This window comes from Microbacterium terrisoli (assembly GCF_030866805.1).
GTDB lineage: Bacteria > Actinomycetota > Actinomycetes > Actinomycetales > Microbacteriaceae > Microbacterium > Microbacterium terrisoli.
Genome location: NZ_CP133019.1, coordinates 1,724,524 through 1,745,645 on the forward strand (window position 1 = coordinate 1,724,524; position 21,122 = coordinate 1,745,645).

The 21,122-nt window shown below is 70.9% G+C and carries 11 protein-coding genes (1 of these 11 running past the window's edge); 7 read left to right on the plus strand and 4 right to left on the minus strand.

What is annotated here, in order from left to right; translation table 11 throughout:
• The 3 genes from QU603_RS07375 to QU603_RS07385 form a co-directional block, all read right to left on the minus strand.
• Positions 1 to 10,496: the start of a hypothetical protein gene (locus QU603_RS07375; protein WP_308493834.1), read on the minus strand. The gene continues 26,020 nt to the left of window position 1, outside the view; 10,496 of the gene's 36,516 nt are visible here — the first part of the coding sequence; its start codon is at positions 10,494 to 10,496; its stop codon lies off the left edge, out of view.
• A gap of 272 nt (positions 10,497 to 10,768) precedes the next feature.
• Positions 10,769 to 12,130 (minus strand): right-handed parallel beta-helix repeat-containing protein, encoded by a 1,362-nt coding sequence (locus QU603_RS07380; RefSeq protein WP_308493835.1) that lies wholly within the window; start codon positions 12,128 to 12,130, stop codon positions 10,769 to 10,771.
• Positions 12,131 to 12,182: 52 nt separating this feature from the next.
• A complete protein-coding gene (locus QU603_RS07385; RefSeq protein WP_308493836.1) occupies positions 12,183 to 12,878 on the minus strand; it encodes a trimeric intracellular cation channel family protein in 696 nt (231 codons plus the stop codon).
• Positions 12,879 to 12,914: 36 nt separating this feature from the next.
• Between QU603_RS07385 and recO the strand changes: the two genes are divergently transcribed.
• Genes recO through QU603_RS07400 form a run of 3 tightly spaced genes read left to right on the plus strand, consistent with a single transcriptional unit; the run spans position 12,915 to position 15,227 of the window.
• Positions 12,915 to 13,667, plus strand: a complete 753-nt coding sequence (gene recO, locus QU603_RS07390) for a DNA repair protein RecO (RefSeq protein ID WP_308493837.1) — start codon at positions 12,915 to 12,917, stop codon at positions 13,665 to 13,667.
• Entirely contained in the window at positions 13,664 to 14,473 is an 810-nt protein-coding gene (locus QU603_RS07395; protein WP_308493838.1) for an isoprenyl transferase, read from the plus strand. Before recO ends, QU603_RS07395 begins: the two co-directional genes overlap by 4 nt.
• Before the next feature lie 46 nt (positions 14,474 to 14,519).
• The gene (locus QU603_RS07400; protein ID WP_308493839.1) at positions 14,520 to 15,227 is read left to right on the plus strand and encodes a DsbA family oxidoreductase; all 708 of its coding nucleotides are present in this window, start codon (positions 14,520 to 14,522) and stop codon (positions 15,225 to 15,227) included.
• On the opposite strand, the gene QU603_RS07405 is transcribed toward QU603_RS07400, so the two are convergent.
• A complete protein-coding gene (locus QU603_RS07405; RefSeq protein ID WP_308493840.1) occupies positions 15,218 to 15,727 on the minus strand; it encodes a glutathione peroxidase in 510 nt (169 codons plus the stop codon). The genes QU603_RS07400 and QU603_RS07405 overlap by 10 nt on opposite strands.
• Before the next feature lie 58 nt (positions 15,728 to 15,785).
• Between QU603_RS07405 and dusB the strand changes: the two genes are divergently transcribed.
• Genes dusB through QU603_RS07425 form a run of 4 tightly spaced genes read left to right on the plus strand, consistent with a single transcriptional unit; the run spans position 15,786 to position 21,067 of the window.
• On the plus strand, positions 15,786 to 16,973 hold the full coding sequence (gene dusB / locus QU603_RS07410) for a tRNA dihydrouridine synthase DusB (RefSeq protein ID WP_308493841.1): 1,188 nt from the start codon (positions 15,786 to 15,788) through the stop codon (positions 16,971 to 16,973).
• The gene (locus QU603_RS07415) at positions 16,966 to 18,351 is read left to right on the plus strand and encodes a deoxyguanosinetriphosphate triphosphohydrolase (RefSeq protein ID WP_370655350.1); all 1,386 of its coding nucleotides are present in this window, start codon (positions 16,966 to 16,968) and stop codon (positions 18,349 to 18,351) included. The genes dusB and QU603_RS07415 overlap by 8 nt, the downstream gene beginning before the upstream one ends.
• Complete coding sequence (gene dnaG, locus QU603_RS07420) at positions 18,351 to 20,225, plus strand: DNA primase (protein ID WP_308493843.1); 1,875 nt, start codon at positions 18,351 to 18,353, stop codon at positions 20,223 to 20,225. Before QU603_RS07415 ends, dnaG begins: the two co-directional genes overlap by 1 nt.
• Positions 20,226 to 20,275: 50 nt before the next feature.
• Complete coding sequence (locus tag QU603_RS07425) at positions 20,276 to 21,067, plus strand: ATP-binding cassette domain-containing protein (RefSeq protein WP_308493844.1); 792 nt, start codon at positions 20,276 to 20,278, stop codon at positions 21,065 to 21,067.
• Positions 21,068 to 21,122 lie beyond the last annotated feature (55 nt).

Sequence of the window (21,122 nt, forward strand, 5' to 3'; positions counted from 1 at the left end):
CCCGCTCCACCCGCGAGCGTCCCCGAGAACAGCCCCGCGATGCCGGTTTCGCCGAGCAGAAACGCCCCGGTGCCGTCGCTGATGTTCAGCCCTTGGCCGCCCACCGATGCGGTCAGCGACACCGATACTCCACTGAAGGCGATGCTCGTCGCGCCGGCTGCATCCTGCGCGATCACGAAGCTGCCCGAGAACGACGGGCCGCCGCTGACGGCCAGCACGCCACCGGTGACGGACACGTGCAGGAACGGCCCGGCCGGCAGGTCGATCCCGACCTCCGCGCGACGCACAGCGGTGGCCAGCGTGCTGACGGCGATGTCGACGTCCCCGCTGAGGGTCAGGCCCGGCAGCGAGAAGACACCCTGCGTGCTGCCGCTGAAGACGGCCGCGACGCCGGCAGCGGTCACCAGCAGCGTCCCCGACCAATGCTGCGTGGCGGTGACGTTCACGAAGCCGCCGAGGCTGAGTGTGACGTCGGTCACCGACAGCGCGACGTTCCCGTCGGGGGTTCGGGCGATGACGACGCGCCCGGCGCCGAGCGACTGCCCGGCGACGGTGATCGTCGCGGTGGTGACGGTGACGGTCAGTCCCGGGTCGAGCGAGGTGCCGTCGACGACGACGGCGACGGTGCCCGTGTTCACCTGCACGGCGACCGCGCCGGTGACCGTCAGCGTCGGGATCGCCACCGTCAGCGTGGCCCCCATCGAACCGGCGACCCCCGCGTCACTCAGCTGCAGGGTCCCGGTGATCTCTGTCGCGCTCACCAGCGTGGGGGAGCCGACGTTGAGCACGCCGTCGGAGACGCTGAGGGTGAGGATGCCGGCATCCTGCACGATCTCGATGTCGCCGGCGATCGTCTGCCCGGCGAGGGTGAGGTGCACGCCGGTGCCGGCGATGCGCAGGTATCCGTCGTCGCCGCCTGCGGGCAGATCGACCGTGACGGTCTGGCCGCCCACGACGATGGCCTCCGACACGGCGCCCGCAGTGGTGTTCACATCGAGCTCGAACGTTCCGGTGACGGTGAGTCCGGGTACGCCGGTCACCGACGCGGTGCCGGTCACTCGCCCGGCGAGGCCGCCTGCCGCGGTGACGACGAACAGGGCCTGTCCGTCGTCGATGCCCACGCGTGCACCGCCCGCGCTCAGCGCCACGGCCACGTTCGCCAGGGCGATGCGGGTGAGGGTGGAGTCGTCATCGCCGCCCGCGACGCCGTCGGCGCCGTACGATGCCGTCTGCTCGATCGTGAGGTCGGCCTGCAGGGTCTGCCCGAGGACGGTGAGGGTGATTCCTGCGGCCGACAGGCGCACGAACGGACCGGCGGGCACGGTGAGGCGCACGGTGCCCGCACCCACGACGAGCGTCTCGTCGACGGCGGTCGCGGTGGTGTTCACCTGCAGTGCCACGGTCGCGCCGAGCGAGAACGGCAGATTGCCGTCGGCGACGCTCGCGTGCAGGTCCACAGAGCCCGCGAGCCCTGCCGACGAGATGACGAGCATGCCGGTGCCGGTGTCGGCGGTGAACGGTCCGAGCGTCATCGAAGCGTTCGAGACCGCGACGCGTACGGCAGTCTCACCGTCGGTCGTGGTGACCTTCTCGACGGCGATGTCGGCGTCCAGTTTCTGGCCGGCGATCGAGATCTCCAGGCCTTCGCCGATCACGCGCAGCAGCCCGGCCGGCAGCGGGTCGGTGATCCCGGCGACCGTCTGCGCGTCGGCCGTGGTGTTGAAGGCGACGTGCACGATGCCGCTGACCGCGACGCTGGGAAGTGCCAGCGTCACCTCTGCGGCGATCGCACCGTACGCGCCGGCAGAGGTGAGCGTGAGTGTGGCGGTGGCATCGGCGCCCGAGGGCGGCTGAACGATGGTCGCGATCGGGATCGCGCCGCCGAGTGCGAGCCGCAGGTTCTGCAGCGTCAGGGTCAGCGCGTCGTCGGCCGAGAGGATGTCGAGGTCGGCCGTGACGGCCTGACCGGCGATCGTCGCCGACACCCCGGTGCCCGTCGCGCGCACGTAGCCGTTCGCCCCACCTGGCGCAAGGGCTAGCGAGAATGTCTGCCCGCCGATGGTGAAGGTGTCATCGACGGCGCCCGAGCCCGTGTTGAACTCGACGGCGATGCCGGCGGCCAGGGCGATGCCGGGCACCGACAGCGACACCGTGCCGGTGACGCGCCCGGCCAGCGACGAGTCGCCTCCGCCGGAAGTCAGCAGGATCAGCGCCGACCCGTCCGTGACGCGCAGCAGCCCTCCGCCGAACGCGAGCGAGACGTGCGACGCGGCGATGCGCAGAACGCTGCGGTCGGTGACGGGGGTGCCGTCGCCGGCCAGCGGTGTCACGCGTTCGATCGCGACGTCCGCGCTGATGCGCTGGTCGAGCACGGAGAGGGTCAGGCCCGTGCCCTCGAAGCGCAGGTACGGTCCGGCTGCGACGTCGAGTGACTGCGTGGTGGTGCCGACGAGCACGGTCGCGCGCGCCGCTGCGGTCGTGGTGTTCACGGCGAGTGTCAGGGTGCCCTCGAGCTGGGCGGAGCCGCCGAGCTGCACCGAGATCGCGCCGGTCACGCGTCCCGCGATTCCGGCTGGCGACAGGATCAGGATGCCGGAGCCGTCGCTCAGGCGCACCCCGATGTCGTCGGTGACGTCGCTGGTCGTGCCGTCGTCGTCGCCGAGGAAGAGCGACACGCCCGCCAGCGCGACGACGGTCGTCGCAATGCCGCCGGTGGTGGTGCGCTCGACGGCGACCTGGGCTTGCAGGGTCTGCCCGAGCAGGGTGATCGGGCCGCTGCCGATGGTCACTCGCAGGGAGGGACCGGCGGGAAGATCCGTCGTGCCGACCGTGGTCGCCGCGGAGGAGGTGTTCACGGCCAGCCCGGCCGTGACGTCGTGCAGCCCGAGGGCCGCGATCGAGACCGTCAGGGCGAGGACGCCGGCGATGCCGTCGGCGCGCACGACCAGATCGCCGGTGATCGACGAGAGCTGCACGGCGCCGCCCAGCGAGAGGCTGCCGTCGGCGACGCTCGCCGTGATGTCGCCTGCGTTGCGGCCGAACGAGAAGGTGCCGCCCAGGGCGAGACCGCCGAATGCGAGCTGTGCCGCGCTGACGACGAACTCTGTGACGTCGTCGGTGCCGGTGAACTGGACGAGGACGCCCGGGTCGGTGCTGCCGGGGATCTCGATGGTCTCGTTCAGCGCGAGACCGGTCGTGTTCACACGCACGCTGGTGCTGCCGGTGAGGCTCACGCCCGGAACTCCGATGATGCTGACCGTGCCGGTCGCCGTCAGCGCCCACGTGCCGCCGATCTGCACCAGGCCGATCGTGGCATCCGTCAGCAGCACGCCCACCGCCAACGGGTTGAGCGCGCCGCCGTCGAGATAGGCCGGGCCGCGCCCGAGGAAGATCGTCAGGCCGCTGGCGGCCACCGTCTTCGCGGCCTGCCCGCCGATCGTCGTGTCGGCGAAGGCGAGGTCGCCTTCGATCGTGACGAAGTCGCCGATGGTGAGGGTCAGGTCAGACGCCGAGACGCGGAAAGTGATGGTGCCGGAAGCGGGTTTGGCGATGGTGAAGGGGATCGCGACTCCCGCGACCGTGACCACTGTGTCGATGTCGTCGGGCGTGGTGTTCACCTGCAGCAGCACGGATCCGCCGATCGAGACCGCGTCGCCGCCCGCCGATGCGGTTCCCGACAGGAACCCGGCGATGCCGTCCGCGCGCAGCAGCAGTGCTCCGGTGCCGTCGTACAGGGCGGGTTGGGGCGCGCCGTTGAGGGTGACGGTGACGCCCGAGAGCGCGATCACGGTCTCCGTCGTGCCATCGGACCCGGGGGAGCGCTGCAGCGAGAACGAGCCGGCGATGGTGCCGCCGCCGCTGATCGTCGCGGTCGCACCCACGAGGTCCACCCTCAGGTACGGCCCGGCCGGCAGCGTCTCGGTGGACGTTGTGACGGGGCCGGAGCCGGTGTTCACCACGACCGAGACGCTCGTCGAGACGATGGTCAGACCGGTCGGCGGAGTGATCGTGACCGTGGCGGCGAGGCGTCCGGCGACACCTGCCGGTCCGATCAGCAGCGTGCCCGTCAGACTGCTCACGCTTACGGTGGTGCCGAGATCGCCGGTGCCGCCGGTGATGGACAGACTGTACGAGACAGCGCCGTCGGCGACGGAGCGGGTCAGCCAGGCGTCGCCGTGCAGGGTGATCCCGGCGACGGTGAGGTCCAGTCCGACCGCGCCGAGACGCACGGCGCCGGCGGCGAGCAGGTCGTGCGCGGCGGCGTCGGTGTTCAGCTGCAGGGTCAGGGTGGTGGCGTCGATCACGACTCCCGGCAGGTGCACGTCTGCGGTGCCGCTGATGGTGCCCCAGACCCCGCCCGCGGCGACCGTCAGCGACGCCGTGACGCCGCTGAGGGTCGCCAGGCCATCGCCGAAGTCGACGGTGCCGTCGGCGACCGTGACGGTGGTGGTGCCGGAGGTCTGCGTGAAGGTCACGGTGCCCGACAGGCCCTGGCCGGCCACGGCCAGGGTGACATCCGCTCCGGTCAGCTGCAGGTATGCTCCGCTGTCGGCCGGCAGGACCAGCGCGATGGGCGCACCGCCCACGACGACGGTGGTGTCGACATCTTCTCCGGTGGTGTTCACCCGGACTTGGAGCGCGCCGGTCAGCGCCAGGCCCGGGACGGTGACGGCGACCGTTCCGGTCACGACGGCGGCGATACCCGCGCCCTCGCCGCCTGCCGAGAGCACGAGCGCGCCCGATCCGCCGGTCACGGTCACCAGCGGGGCGCCGGAGGTCCCCACGGCCAGGGACGCCTGCGCGATCCCCGCACGGACGATGACCGCGCCGGCGGCATTCACCCCCTGCTCGAAGGTCAGATCGGCCTGAAGCGACTGCCCGCCCACGGTGATCGTCGCTCGGGTCGCCGCGATGCGCAGATAGGGTCCCGCCGGAAGTGCGCCGACCGCCGCCGCTGCGGTGTTCAGCGCCACCGAGACCGTCGTGACGGCCAGCACCGCGGGCAGATCGGCCAGACCCGCAGTCAGGGTTCCCGAGACCCCGCTCGCGCCGATCGTCAGCGCACCGGAGATGTCTTGGACGGTCAGCAGGACGGTCGAGCCGGCCGTCATCGCGAAGGAGCCGCCGGTGACGGCCAGGGTGGTCTGGGTGATGCCGTCGGTGACGCTGCGCGCGAGGTCGATCGTTTCGAACGTGATCGATTGCCCGGCCAGCGCGAGGGTGACGCCGGTGCCCGAGACCTGCACGTGGGCGCCGTCGCCGGTCTTCAGCTGCAGCGACAGGAGGTCCGAGTCGAAGGCGAGGCCCGGCACCGCGATGTGCGCGGTACCGGTGAGAGTGGCCTCGGCCGTCGTGCCGTCGAGGGTCAGGGTGCCCGACCCGTTCGTGAATCGCACCGCGGCGCCGTCGCCGCCCAATGCAAGCGTGAGGTTCGCCACCGATGCGGTGAAACCGGTGCCGGTGCGCGTGAGGGCGAGGTCGGCTGTCATCTGCTGGCCGAGCACCGTCACGGTCACGCCCGTGCCGGTCAGCGACCCGCCCTGGCCGGCGTCGAAGGCGACCGTGACGTCACCGGAGCCGTCGGCGAGCGAGATCGTCTGATCCACCGCGTCGGTGAACCCGTTGATCCGCGCGCGGAACGCGCCCGACAGGGCGACATCTGCCCACCCGCTCAGCGTCACCGCGCCTGAGGCGTCGACGGCGAGCCGCGTGGCCGACCCGTCGGACTGCGCGTACAGGCCGACGACGGCGTTCGAGACGGCCAGGCCCCCGCCCAGGTCGATGCTCAGACCGCGTCCGGCCACGGCGATGGCCGCGGTGCCGGCAGCGGTGTCGATGTCGAGCCGACCGGCCAGGGTGGCCGTGAGCAGGCCTGTGGCCACGACTGTCGCGCTGGCCGAGCCGCTGACGCCGCCCGAGTCGAAGGTCAGGGTGCCGCTGCCGCCGGTCAGGCTCACGGTCTGAGCGTCGCCGGCGGCGAGGGTGGCGGCCAGGCCGCTCACCGTGACGACGGTGCCGGTGCCGGTGCCGGTCGAGGCCGCGGCGGCCGAGCCCGTGAGGGTCATGCCGGCGACTGTCAGGGTGACGTTCGCGCTCAGCGCGAGCCCGTTCGCGCCGTCGTACGTCACCGATACGTCGTCCAGGGTCGCCGCACCGTCCGCGATCGTCAGGGTGGCCCCGGTGAGGGCCACGTGCAGGTCGCCGGTGTCGGTGTACGACTGGACGTGCAGAGTGCCGGCGCCGATTCCGGCGAGTGTGCCGAACGCTGCCGAGACGCCGGTTGCATCGAGGGTGAGATCCGTGCCGGACTGGCTGAGCACCGCGGTGCTCACGTGCATGCTCGCGACGGTCGTGGTGCCCGAGGTGACCGTGAGGTCGAATCCGGTGTCGGCGGTACCCACCGAGACGGACAGGGTCCCCGCGTCCAGGCTTGCCGCCTGGGTGAGGGTGTACGTGACGCTGACGGGGGCGGATGCCGCGACCGAGACGCCGCCGACGGTGAATGCGAGCTGGAATGTGCCCGACACGCTCGCGCTGCCCGTGTACGTCGCGCCCCCGGACAGCGACGAGATCGTGAGAGTGAGCCCCTGGAGCGTGACGACGGTGCCCAAGGCGAGGTCTCCGAGGCTGTGCGTGTAGCCGCCGGCGAGGTACGACTGCAGCTGCGCGACGATGAGCCCGACGATGCCGGCCAGAGGAGAGCCGGCGACGTAGTCGGAGAAGTGCGGCAGTGCCGCGGTGACCGTGCTGTGGCCGGCGATGGTGTCGACGGCCTGCACGCTGCCGTCGGGTGCGACGTACCAGACCCGGGCGCCGGGCTGGCTGACGGCGATCGTCAGGACCGGGGCGATGTGGAACGTGGTGATCGCCGCACCTGTGACGGCGTCGTATGCCCGCAGGTCGTAGATCGCGGATGCCGACAGGATGCCGTCGACCGGGTCGTGGCGCGGGGTGATGGTCACCCACGCGTCGGCGGGAAGGGAGCCGGGTGCGAACACGAGGGTTGCGCCGTCCCGCGAGACTGTGCCGCCCAGAGTGGCCGAGACGAACACCGCATCTGCAGGCGGCGGGAACGCCGACATCTGCAGGGGGTTCGAGACCGTGAGTGAGGCGGTCGGGTCGAGGAGGGTGATGGGGGCGTCGAGGGCGACGCGGGCCGAGGATCGGTCGGAGGACATGTCGGAGGCGGCCGGGTCGGGAGGGCCGCGTCCGGCGTGCAATGCGACGTCGCCGCCGGCGATGATCGGGCTGTCGACCACGACGGTGCCGGTGCGCACGAGCGGGGGGAGCACGTATGCCGCGACCGCGCCCGAGGTGCCGCCCGAGGCTGAACTGGCGCCGCTGGTGATCGCGGTCACCTGGACGACGCCGCCGGAGCGCAGCGGGTGGGACCCGGATGCCGGATCCACCCCGATAGTGGCCCGGACCGTCGCCGCGACCGCGGCCGCTGCGAACGCCCGCACGACGGGCATGGCCAGCGGCAGGCCGGCCGCCGCCGACCCGGCTCCGCTCAGTGCGACGATGGTGCCGGTGGGCAGAGCCGGAGAGACCGCCTGGCTCGCTGACCCCGGGCTCGCACTGGCGATGCTCACCGACCGCCCGTCGGCGTGCAGCACCGTCGAACCTGAGACGACGGCCGCGCGGTCCAGCCGCACGGCGGTGTCGTGCGCGCCGAGCACGAGTGCCGCACCGGTGCCGGTGGCGCGGGCCACGGCATCCTGGTCGGCCGTCAGTGTGAGGCTGCCCGACAGGACGAGCGGTGCGCCGGTGCCGACTGCGGCCACCGCGCGGGCGGTCGAAGACACGAGCGCCCAGCCGGTGCCGCCGTCGGCGACAGCGGAGTGCTGGGTCTGGGAGCGCACGGTCAGGTCGGACGCGCCGACGAGCGCGCTGTCGGCGGCCAGGGCGCTGTCGGCGGTGTCATTGACGACGAGCGCCGACACGCCTCCGGTGGCCGACGCGGTGGCGTCGAAGCGCGAGCGGGCGTCGATGACGGCATGCGCGCCCGTCAGCGTGACGCGGGCAGACGGCGCCAGCTGCGCCGAGGTGTCGAGGAGGGCACGGCCGACCGCGATCGCGGACGCGTGCGGCGCTGCTGCGAGAACAGGAGCGGCCAGCGCCGGGATCGCGCCGACGACGCCCGCCGAGCCCGAGGCGACGACTCTGAGCGAGCCGGTCGCCGTCGCGAGCAGGGCCAGCTGCGCCGCCGAGATCTGCTGGTCGCCGTCGAGGACGGCCCGGGTGATGCGCACGAGGTCCGCGTCGGCGATGCCGGGGTCGTCACCGCCCGTCCCGATCGCCGTCATGGTCGTCGCATTGCGGGCTTCGAGGCGCACGGCTCCGGGCGTCGTGATCGAGCTGTTGCCGCCGACCGTGGTCAGAGCAGTCGATGCGCTGCGCGCCACGGCGGACGGGCCGGAGGTGGACGTGTCTGTGGTGGACGAGCTGCGCAGCAGGACATCGCCGGACGCGACGACGGTCGCGTCGTCGAGGGCGACGGTGGCGGTGGATGTGACGGAGGGCCCACTGTGGCGTGCTGCTTGCGCGTCGAGCGTGACCGCGCCACCTCTGAGGGTCGCCCCGACGATGCTGATGGATGCTGCAGCCGACGTCGCCGGGTCGGTGAGGTCGGCGGCGAGCAGCGTGATGTCTCCGTCGCGCACGGGTCCGGTGGTGTCGAGCACCGTCCCGGCGCGCACGATGATCGAGGCGGCACCGATCGTGAGGTCGCTTCCCGGCAGCAGCATGCTGCCCGCCAGGGTCACCGAGCCCGTGCTGCGGATGATCGCCGAGACCCGTGGTGCCAGGAAAGTGAGCCGCGTGAGGGCGGTGTCCAGGTGCAATCGGGCCTCGTCGCCGGTGAGCACGGCGTCGGCCAGCCCGGTGATGTCCACCGCGTCGGCGATGTCGTCGAGGGTCAGGTCGATGCCGGTGAGGCCGCTCAGGTCGATCGTGAACGACGCCGGTGCGGTTGCGCTGCGCACGACCACCGCGGTGAGACCGCGCACGTCGATCGTGAGCGCGGGGCCGGTCTGCGGCGTGAATGCGATGCGGCCCTCGACGAGTGCAAGCGCGCCCGTCTCCGCCTGCGCGGCGGAGAGGACCAGCGTGGCCACCGTGCCTGCGACCGACCATCCGGTGACCGGGTCGTTCGGAGTGTCGGAGGCCGCGGCGTCGGAGGCTGCAGGGGCGTCTGAGATCGTGCCCGTGGACGTGCTGGTGGACGTGACGGTGGTCGTGGGATCGGACGTCGGAGCTGAGCCGGCCGCAGTGGAGCCCGCCGGGGTCGTTGCATCGGAGTCGGTCGTGGTCGTCGATGCGGGGTCCGGGCCGGCCGAATCGGACGGCGCGGGTGCTGCGGAGGTCGAAGGAGTGGGTTGCGAGGTGGTATCCGCGGGCGCGGGTGTAGACGCACTGACCGTGGCCGGCAGCACCGACGCGTCCACCGGGTGGGTCTCACCCGGGGCGAGCAGTTCGCTCATGACGCCGCTGTCGGTGTGGGTGGCACCCAACGCGTGGCCGATCTCGTGTCGCACTGTGGTGATCAGGCTCATGCGTGCCCAGCCCCAGCCGGCGGCATCCTCATCGATGACGATCGAGCGTCCCGTCGTCTGGCCGAGCGTGGCGCCGGGCAGCGACCCGATCACGACGTCGATTCCCGAGACATCCGCTCCGACCGCCGCCCACTCGTTCTCTGCCTGCGTGACGGCCGCGGCGAGCGCGTCGCCGGTGAGGAACTGGTCGCTGGAGACCGGGTCGGTCGGGAGTGAGGACGCGGTCAGCGACTGGGGCGCGTCCGTCGGCGCGGGCGACGGGTCCGACGCCGGAGGTGCAGTGGCGTCGGGCGACGTGCTCGGATCGGGCGATGCGCTGGGCGATGCGCTCGGTGACGGGTCCGGCGACGGCGTGTGCACTCCGACGGAGTCGTCGCCGGAGATGGTCGCGTCGCCGTGCTCCATCGGGCACGAGATCGACGCCTTCGTTCCATTCGTGCCGCCCACCGTCGTGCACTTCGACGTCGACAGCGCCTTCGCAAGTGCGGCAAGGGCCTCCTGCAGCTTCGCGTTCGCCGTCGCCTGTGCCTGTGCCGCCCGCTCGGCGGCGACGTGGACGGCGTGCTGTCGTTGTGCGGCCCGCTCCTGCTGCACCGCGTGGACCGCCGTGTCGGTTTGTGCCCGCTGTGCGCGCAGCTGCCGGTCGCGTGCGGCCAGCGCCGCATCGATGGCTGCTCGAGCGTCCCGGCGAGACAGCGTCGGCACAGCGACGACCAGTGCCGAGCGAAGCGAGGACGCGGGCTCGGCAGCAGGGGAGCGACCGGGCGCGGTTTGCGCGGTCGTCGGGGTGGAGGCGTTGGGGGCCGATTGTGCGGAGGCGGGTGCCGCCACGGCAGCACCGACGCCCGAGATCACGAGCGCCGCCGATACGACGCTGGAAACCAGCGCCTTCGCGACGAGTCGCCGTCTCGGCGAACGGTCGCGCACGGCATTCGTGCGCACACCGTCAGAATCGATCCGTGACCGACTCCGCCGTGCAGACTTGACCGACAGCACAGTGCTCCCTCAGCGAGCCCAGCACATCCCCGATAGAAACTTCCCCGATAGGTCCATCCGACGGATGGGACCCTCTCTCGGGCCGTGCAGGCCAGAGCGCTGCACGTCTCCGATCGGCACAGTATGGCATCGCTGACCGCCCCTGTACAGAGCAAGCTCGAAAAGATCAGTTGAGCACGTCACGCGCGTAGTGGAGAACGGACTGCGTGCGACGAGCGTCAGGAGCCGCCGCGCTGCAATGGACAGGTGTTCGAACCGAGAGTCGGCGCCGCCCTCGCGGAGATGATCATTCCGTAGGGGGAATGTGAGCATGAGACACCACCGATCCAGCCCCGGGAGTCGCCGCCGATGATGAGCGAAGCCTTGTCTGCGGCGCTCACCCGCAGTCCGTCGATGACGGGCGCGGCATGACTGTCGGTCTGCACGCCCACCGAGCCTCCCGTCACTGTGTTCGACTTCAACGTGGGCGCCGCGGTGTCCGATACGGCGATCCCGATCCCGTCGGAGGTGAATGTGCTGCTGACCACGGATCCTCCCGCGGCGTCCAGGAACAGCAGCCCGGCCTTTCCGTTGCGCTCGAATCGTGAGGCCTGGATGCTCACGCGGTGGGATCCCGCGACCGCCACGCCGGCCCACTGATTGGTGGCGAAGACTGCATCGGTCGCCTCGAAGGTCGTGTCTGCTCCCGCTGTGGCGGTGCGCGCGCCGGACAGATACACACCGGCGCCGCCGTCTCCGGCTTGATCCGCCTTCGCTCCCGAGATGCGCGTACGCGTGAGAGCGAGCGTCGTGCCGGTGCCGGCGACGATGCCCGACGCGGCCTGGCTTCCCGTCATCGCCAGCGAGAGGTCCGTAAGGCGCACCGCCGCCGAACCCGCCACGAGCACCCCCACATTCGGCGCCTCCGAATGGATGACGGTGGCGTCGCGTCCGGCACCGCGCAGTGTCACCGCGTCCAGCAGCACGAGAGTCGCGGTCAGCGTGAGCACGCCGGCCGGCAGAGCGATCACCGAGCCGGCCGCGGCGTGCGCGACGGCGTCACGCAGGTCGGTGCCGGCGGCGATGACTGTGTCGCCCGTGCTCTGTTCGACGGTGCCCAGCAACGTCGCCGACAGTCGCCGCCACACCGCGTCGGCCACCGCGCCCTGCGGCGTGATGGTGTCCAGGCCCCTGGTGAGGTCGCGGTCGAACGACGCGCACCCGTGCTGTTGCCGGGTCGTGCGCGCCGCGGCCACGGCGTCCTGCAGCGCGCGCTGATCGTCGGGCGATCCGCCGCCGGTCACCTGCGACGGCACCGGCGTCGGCCCCGGCGACGCCGCGGCGGTGAGCGGCACTTCATAGCCGGCGACGGTCGTGCGTACGGCGTCGACGAGCGTCTCGACCGCCGCTGTGCAGGGCTCACGCGTGGTCGCCGTGGGCGTCGGTGCACCCGCCGCGTTCACCGTGCAGGCCGCCAGAAGCGGGGCGGTCACGACGGCGGCCATGATCGCCGCGGCCGCGACGCTCGCGCGCCGCGCGCTCGCGCGCCGCGCGCTCGCGCGCCCACGAACGTGCGCTGCGGTGGTGCGACGACGGTCCACGAGCGGAGCCTACCCGCCCTCGCGCGCGAAGCGATAGGGCGCGCGCAGGGGTCTACGCCTCGTCGGGCTTGATGACCGCGATCGCGCTGGTCTCGACCGCGACCTTGCGCCGGTGCAGCATGCGCTGCTCGGGCAGTGAGACGTCGAAGATCACGGCCAGCAGTCGGATCACGCTCGTCACCGCGATGCCGACGATCGCGGCCACCACGGTGGGCACGCCGAATGCATGCATGCCGGCCAGGACGACGCATCCGGCCGCGGCGGCGACCGCGTACAGCGACCCGACGTGCATGATGGCCACCGGAAGCCCCATCAAGACGTCGCGCAGGGCGCCGCCGCCCACGGCGGCGACCACGCCGACGAACACGGCGGGCACCAGTGGAAGTCCCAGGGCCAGTGCCTTGCTGGTTCCGAACGCCCCGAACAGCGCGATCACGAGGGCATCCAGCCCGACGATCACGCCGCTGAGCTTTGCCAGCGGAGCGGCCAGGAGCATACCCAGAAGGGCCGCGGCGGTCGCCGTCACCAGATACCAATTGTTCTGCAGCGTCACCGGGGTGGTGTTCAACAGGAGGTCGCGGATGAGGCCCCCGCCCATGCCGATCATGATACCGATCAGCGCGACGCCGAGAAAGTCCAGACGCCGCTGACCGCGGAATCCTGCGGCGAACATGGCCCCCTGCACGCCGCCGAGCGCGACAGCGGTGAGGTCGGCCCACAGAGGGATGACGAAGATCGGGTCGGTCACCCCTCTATTGTCCTCGCCAGCCGCGATAATGAACGAGTGCCCACCTATCGTGACGAGGTCGTCGTCCTGCGTACCCACAAGCTGGGTGAGGCGGACCGTATCCTCACGTGCCTGAGTCGCCGCAACGGCAAGATCCGTGCGGTGGCGAAGGGGGTGCGGCGCACGTCGTCCCGTTTCGGCGCGCGACTCGAGCCCTTCATGGTCGCCGACGCGCAGTTCTACCGTGGACGCAATCTCGACATCGTCCAGCAGGCCGACTCGCTGGGCGCCTACGGGGCCGAGATCGCCGTGCACTACGACCGGTACACGGCCGCGAGTGCCATGGTCGAGACCGCCGACCGGCTCAACGAGGCAGAAGCCACCCCGCAGCAGTACCTGCTGCTGGTGGGCGGGCTGCGCGCGCTCTCACGCGGCGACCACGCTTCGCGCAGCATCCTGGACTCCTATCTTCTGCGCGCGATGTCGATGTCGGGCTGGGCGCCCGGACTCGTCGACTGCGCGCGCTGCGGACTGCCCGGGCCGCACGACTCCTTCGTGGCGCAGCTGGGCGGTGTCGTGTGCCGCAACTGCGCGCCGGCGGGCGCCGTGCGCGTGGACCTGACCACGACGCACCTGCTGCAGGCGCTGATCGCGGGGGAGTGGGATGTGGTGGATGCCGCCTCGCCGGGCTCGACCGCTGCGGCATCCGGTCTGGTCGCCGCCTACGCGCAGTGGCATCTGGAACGCGGCATCCGTGCGCTTCAGCACGTTCTGAACGAGCCGGTGTGGCCGGAGGAAGCGCGCCTGTGACGCCCAAGCCCTACACGCACAAGGACGCCGTCGCCTATCGTCCGCTGGATTGGACAGGCCTCTACCCGCCGGACTGGCCAGCCCGGTCCGTGCCGCAGCACGTGGCGATCGTGATGGACGGCAACGGACGCTGGGCCAATCGCCGGGGGCTCACGCGCATCGAAGGGCACCGGGCGGGCGAGGCGTCCCTTCTGGATGTCGTGGCCGGCGCCGTGCAGGCGGGCGTGAAGCACCTGTCGGTGTACGCGTTCTCGACAGAGAACTGGGCACGCTCTCCCGACGAGGTGCGGTTTCTGATGGGGTTCAACCGCGAGGTGCTGCACCGCCGGCGCGATCAGCTGAACGAGTGGGGTGTGCGCATCCGGTGGGCGGGACGCAAGCCGCGACTGTGGGGATCGGTGATCAGAGAACTGCAGTACGCCGAGCAGCTCACCCGCGACAACGACGTGCTCACGCTGACGATGTGCGTGAACTACGGCGGGCGCGTCGAACTCGTCGACGCCATGCGCTCGATCGCCGACGATGTGGCGGCCGGACGGCTGCGCGCCTCGGCGGTCACCGAGAAGCTGATCCGGCGGCGGCTGTATGTGCCCGACATGCCCGACGTCGACCTGTTCGTCCGATCGTCGGGTGAGAAGCGCACATCGAACTTCCTCCTGTGGCAGTCGGCGTACGCCGAGTTCGTGTTCCTCGACACGCTGTGGCCCGACTTCACCCGCGCCGACCTGTGGCACGCGATCGACCTGTACCTCGGTCGGGACCGGCGCTTCGGCGGCGCGGTGGACACACCCGACACCGACCTGTGACATCCACGCCGGAATAGAAGCCGACCGCACGGGGGTTGTACACGGCGTGACTGAACCCATCACCATCGACGTCTGGTCCGACATCGCCTGCCCCTGGTGCTACATCGGCAAGCGCAATCTCGAGAAGGGGCTGGCTGAGGCATCCGCTGCCGACGACGCCCCCGACGTGCAGGTGGTGTTCCATTCATTCGAGCTCTCGCCTGACACGCCGGTCGACTTCGAGGGCGACGAACTGGACTATCTCACCGGCCACAAGGGCATGTCCCGTGAGAACGTGCGCGGCATGCTCGACCGCGTGACCGGAGTGGCGGCGCAGGCGGGGCTGGAGTACCGCTTCGACATCCTGCAGCACACGAACACCGTCAAGGCGCACGAGCTGCTGCACTTCGCCAAGGCCGAGGGGCGCCAGCACGAGATGGCCGAGCGCCTCATGTCGGCGTACTTCACCGAGGGTCGTCATGTCGGTCGCGTCGACGATCTGGTCGCGCTGGCCGGCGAGGCGGGGTTGGATGCCGCAGCCGCCCGCGACGCGCTGGAGTCGCACCGCTACCTCGCCGACGTGCGTGCCGACCAAGCCCAGGCCGCGTCATACGGGATCAACGGCGTGCCGTTCTTCGTGATCGACGGCAAATACGGCGTCAGCGGCGCGCAGCCGCCGGAGGCGTTCACGCAGATCACCCAGCAGGTCTGGGGCGAGCACCGCGCTGCTGAGCACAGCACTGATCAGGACCGCGCAGCGGCTGCTCAGTCCTGAGGCGGCAGGTTCGCCTCGATCACCTGCACGATGGCCGGGTCGTCCGGCCGGGTCTGCGGACGATAGCGGTGCACCTCGCCGTCGGGCGTCAGCACGAACTTCTCGAAGTTCCACCGGATCGGGCCGTGCTTGCCCTCGGGATCCTTCGCCTTCTTCAGCGCCTTGTACAGGGGAGCAGCGTGCGGCCCGTTGACCTTGATCTTCTCGAAGACCGGGAAGGTCACGCCGTAGGTGTTCGAGCAGAAGGTGAGGATGTCTTCCATCGTGCCCGGTTCCTGGCCCATGAACTGGTTGCAGGGAAAGCCGAGCACGGTGAACCCGCGGTCGCCGTACGTGCGCTGCAGCTGCTCGAGCTGCTCGTACTGCGGGGTCAGACCGCACTTGGAGGCGACGTTGACCACGAGCAGCAGTTTGCCGTCGAAGTCGCTCAACGAGGCGGCCCTGCCGTCGGCGGTGCTGAAAGGGATCTCGCGCAGGTTCTGGGGACTCTGATCGCTCACATTCCCCAGGCTACGTCTGTGCCGTCTGCGCAGGCCGCGCTTCTGGGAGAATAGACGGGTGAGTGTTCTGACCGCCCCCGCCCATGCCCCCGTGCATGTGCCCGCGCAGACCCTGCGCATCGGCCCGATCGAGCTGGATGCGCCGGTGGTGCTGGCGCCCATGGCGGGCATCACGAACACCGCGTTCCGCCGCCTGTGCCGCGAGTACGGCGCCGGGCTGTACGTCAGCGAGATGATCACGACCCGGGCACTGGTCGAACGCAACGCCACCACGATGCGGCTGATCACGCACCACGAGTCCGAGTCGCTGCGCTCCATCCAGCTGTACGGTGTGGACCCGGCCACCGTCGCCGACGCCGTGACGATGCTCGTGGCCGAAGACCGGGCCGACCACATCGACATGAACTTCGGCTGCCCGGTTCCCAAGGTCACCCGCAAGGGCGGCGGCTCTGCGCTGCCGTGGAAGCTCGACCTGTTCCGCGACATCGTCACCAGGGCGGTGCGCGCCGCCGGACCCATCCCCGTCACCGTCAAGATGCGCAAGGGCATCGATGATGACCACCTGACCTACCTCGAGGCTGCGCGCGTCGCCGAAGACGCAGGAGTGTCGGCCATCGCGCTGCACGCGCGCACGGCGTCGCAGTTCTACTCCGGGCACGCCGACTGGTCGGCCATCGCAACGCTCAAAGAGACCGTCACGAGCATTCCGGTGCTCGGCAACGGCGACGTGTGGTCGGCAGACGATGCCCGACGCATGATGGTCGAGACCGGCTGCGACGGTGTCGTTGTGGGGCGTGGATGCCTCGGCCGCCCATGGCTGTTCGGCGATCTGGCCCGTGCGCTCGGCCGGCCCGGGGCGGCATCGGCTGCGCCGGTGGACGCGAGCCTCGCATTCGTCGCCCGGGCGTTCCGCCGGCACGCGGAGCTTCTCGTGGAGTTCTTCGACGACGAGGACCGCGGCTGCCGCGACATCCGCAAGCATGTGGCCTGGTATTTCAAGGGGTACCCGGTCGGCGGCGAGCTGCGGGCACGGCTGGCCACGGCATCCTCTCTCGCAGAGATCGATGATCTGCTGGGCGAGATGGACCTGGACGCGCCGTACCCCGGCGAGCCGGCCGAAGGCCAGCGCGGACGTGCGGGCACGCCCAAACGCACGGTGCTGCCGGAGGGATGGCTGAATTCCCGCGAGATCGGCACATACGCGTCGACGCTGACCGAGTCGGAGGCCGACACGAGTGGTGGTTGAGGGCGGGTCCGCGGTCGGGGTCGCCCCGGGCCGGCCGAGCGGATACGACGACGCGGATGCCGCACGGTTCTTCGGGGAGCGGCATCGCTCGCAGCGCGACGACTTCGCCCGCGATCGGGCGCGCGTTCTGCACTCGGCAGCACTGCGGCGGCTCGCCGCGAAGACCCAGGTGCTGAGCCCTGCCTCGCCGGCGGACTTCGCCCGCAATCGGCTGACGCACTCGCTCGAGGTCGCACAGGTCGGACGGGAGCTGGCCACGGCGCTGCTGCTGTCGCCGGACGTCGTGGACACGGCGTGCCTGAACCACGACCTCGGTCATCCTCCCTTCGGCCACAACGGCGAACGGGCGATGAACGAGTGGGCCGAACAGATCGGCGGGTTCGAGGGCAATGCACAGACGCTGAGGATCGTCACCCGCCTGGAGCCGAAGGTGCTCGGCCCCGATGGGACGAGCTACGGGCTGAACCTCACCCGGGCGAGTCTGGATGCGACGTGCAAGTACCCCTGGACGGCCGACCGCCCGATGCCCGACGCCGGCGGGCGCATGAAGTTCGGCGTGTACAGCGATGACGAGGACGTCTTCACCTGGATGCGCGCCGACGCCCCCGGCCGGGTGCGCTGCATCGAGGCCGAGGCGATGGACCTCTCGGACGACATCGCCTACTCGGTGCACGACTTCGAGGACGCGATCGTCAACGGCTACCTCGACCCCGCGCGGCTGACGGCGCCGGGGGAGCACGAGGGTCTGTTGGACGCGATTCAGGCCTGGGTGGGCTATGACTTCCGCCGCGACGAGCTCGAAGACGCGCTGTACCGGCTCACGGGGCTGGGCGAATGGCTGACATCGTTCGACGGCACCCGTCCCGCCCTCGCGCGGCTGAAGAACCTGACCAGCGATCTGATCGGCCGGTTCGCGCGGGCGGCGACGGCCGCCACGCGCGCCGCCTACCCCGGAACGGTGCTGACCCGCTACCGGGCTCACGTGGTCGTACCACGCGTGGTCGAAGCCGAGATGGCGGTGCTCAAAGGCATCATTGGAGCCTTCGTGGTCACAATCGAAGGCCGCAAGGCGCTCTACAAGGAGCAGCGCCGCGTGCTCAAGCGGCTCGCCGACGCGCTGTGTGAACGTCCCGACGAGCTCTCGTCGGTGTATGCCGGCGATTTCGCCGCGGCGGAGTCGGATGCCGCAGCCCGGCGCGTGGTCGTCGACCAGGTCGCGAGCCTGACCGACCAGCAGGCCATCGCGTGGCACGGGCGGCTGATCGGCGAGGTGGATGCGGCATCCCTGGGGGTCTGGAGCCCCGCATCCAAGCCGGTCGTCGAGCGGGCGCAGCGCATCCAGGCGCCCGGGCACCTCGACCCGGTGGAGGGCCGCTGATGGCCGGCCGGATCGCGCAGGCCGACATCGATGAGGTCAAGGCCCGCGTGAACATCGCCGACGTGATCGGCGAGCGGGTGGCGCTCAAACCGGCCGGCATCGGGTCGATGAAGGGACTGTGTCCGTTCCACGACGAGCGCAGCCCGAGCTTCAATGTGCGCCCGCAGGTCGGCTTCTATCACTGCTTCGGGTGCGGCGAGTCCGGTGACGTCTACACGTTCCTGCGGCAGATGGACCATCTGACCTTCACCGAGGCCGTCGAGCGGCTGGCCGCCCGCATCGGCTTCACGCTGCACTACGAAGAGGGCGGGCCCGCCCCCGAGATGTCGGGCCGCACCCGTCTGTTCGCGGCGAATGCGGCGGCGGCGGAGTGGTTCCGCCTGCAGCTGATGACGCCGGCCGCCGACGCCGGCCGACGCTTTCTCGGCGAGCGCGGATTCGACGCGGGTGCCGCCGCCCACTTCGGAGTCGGGTTCGCCCCGAAGGGCTGGTCGGGCCTGATGGACGAGCTGACGAAGCAGGGCTTCACCCGCGAAGAGCTCATCAACGCGGGACTGGTCTCGCAGGGCCAGCGCGGAGTGTACGACCGGTTCCGCGGTCGTGTCGTCTGGCCGATCCGCGACATCACCGGGCAGACCCTCGGCTTCGGCGCCCGACGTCTGTTCGAGGATGACAACGGCCCGAAGTACCTGAACACGCCCGAGACCGCGCTCTACAAGAAGACGCATGTGCTCTACGGGCTCGACCTCGCCAAACGAGACATCGCCCGTGGCGACCCTCGCCGCGTCGTCGTGGTCGAGGGCTACACCGACGTCATGGCCTGCCACTTGGCCGGCGTGACCACGGCGGTTGCCACGTGCGGCACGGCGTTCGGCGCCGACCACATGGGAATCCTGCGCCGCGTGATCGGAGACGATGCCGCGGCCGAGGTCGTCTTCACGTTCGACCCCGACGCTGCCGGTCAGAAGGCGGCGGTGCGCGCCTTCGCCTCGACACGCGGCATCAAGGCGCAGAGCTTCGTGGCGGTCGCGCCCGACAATCTCGACCCGTGCGATCTTCGTCTGCAGCGCGGCGACGGCGCCGTGCGAGCGCTCATGGACGCCAAGGCGCCGATGTTCGAGTTCGTCATCGATCAGCGCATCGCAGGCTTCGACCTGGCGACGGTGGAAGGGCGCATCGGCGGTCTGCGCGCCGCCGCCCCGATCGTGGCCGAACTGCGCGACCCCATACTCCGCCGGGAATACGAGCGGGTCCTGGCCCGGCGGCTGGGCATGGACACCGGCGAGGTGCACGGCGCGGTGACGTCGGCGGCGCGGGCCGAGCAGCGAAGCGAGAAGGATGCCGCCGCCCCGCGCGCGGTCGCGGCGCAGGCTGCGGCATCCACCCCCGAGCCCGAACTGCGGGTCACTCTGGCCACGCTGCCGCGGTCGGCCGAGGTCGCACTCGAACGTGATGCGATGATGGGCTTCTTGCAGTACGGGCACCGTATCGACCCCGAGCTGCGGCGTCGCGCGCTCGAGCTGCCGATGCGGCATGCAGGCCTCGATGCGGTCCGCCAGAGCGTGGCAGCCGTGGAGGACCTCAGCCGCACGGGGTGGGCCGCCGACGCCGTCTCGGCGGTGCGCGAGCCCTATCGCTCTCTGGCCGCCGAGCTGCTCACCGGGCCGTTCCCCGCCCGCGACGACGACCACGCCACGGTCTCGGCGCAGGATCTGGCCCGCCGCCTGGTCACGCGGTCCATCGACTCGCGCAAACGCGAGCTTCTGGGCGCGATCCAACGGGTGCCCGCCGAAAGCGAGCAGGGGCGTGCGGTGAGACTGGAACTGCGCGAACTCGACGCCGAACGACAGCGCCTGGCGGCCGATTCCCAGTGATGCCGCCGTGTGCGGTGGCGGATGAGGTGGGCACACGGCAAGATGAGGGCATGTCCCGACGCCGCGACACCGAGGTCGCCATCCGCTGCACCGACCTGTCGGTGACCCGCACGGGCGCATGGGGCGGCGCTGCCAACCGGGTCGTTGACGGTGTTGATTTCACGCTCGAGCACGCACGCACTCTCGCGGTTCTCGGACCCACCGGATCGGGCAAGTCGAGCCTTGCGGCAGTCCTCGCGGGCTCTGACGAGGCCGGACTTGCCGTCATCGGCGGCGGAGCGTGGGTCGAGGGCATTCCTGTTCGGCGCGCCGGGCGCGCCCATCGCGCGCTGACCTACCACGTGGGCTACCTCGCCCAGGGGTCGGGGGCGAGCCTCGCGAATCGACTCACGGTGGACGAGATCGTCGGGTCTCCCGTCACGAGCCGTGACCGCCGTGTGAACAAGCGCGCACTCGCGATGCGCACCGCGCACCTGCTCGACGAGCTGAAGCTTCCCCTGGGCACGGCGACGAAATTTCCCTACGAGCTCAGTGCCGGCATGCGTCAGCGCGTGGCGCTGGCCAGGGCGCTCATGCTCGATCCCAAGGTGCTCATCGCCGACGATCTGGTGGCCAACCTCGACGTCGAAGCGCGCGGTGCGGTACTGGGTGCGGTGCAGCGTCGCCGGACGGGTTACGGCATGTCGACGCTGCTTGTCGGCAACGACAAAGATGCCGTGTCCGCACTGGGCGCCGACGTCATCGTGCTGCGATCTGGGCACGTCGTGGCCGCCGGGCGCAGCCTGGACGCCATCGTCTGGTCGCCCGGCGCCGGGGCCGACCGGAGGCTCCTGGCGTCGTGAACGCGCTCGGAAGTTTGCTACGATAGTCAGGCTGTCGCGGCAACGCGGAGTGCAT

What these genes read in the sequence shown, in the direction of transcription:
- dnaG (WP_308493843.1), top strand. Translation starts at nt 18,351, where the DNA reads ATGGCCGGCCGGATCGCGCAGGCCGACATCGATGAGGTCAAGGCCCGC.
- QU603_RS07425 (WP_308493844.1), top strand. Translation starts at nt 20,276, where the DNA reads ATGTCCCGACGCCGCGACACCGAGGTCGCCATCCGCTGCACCGACCTG.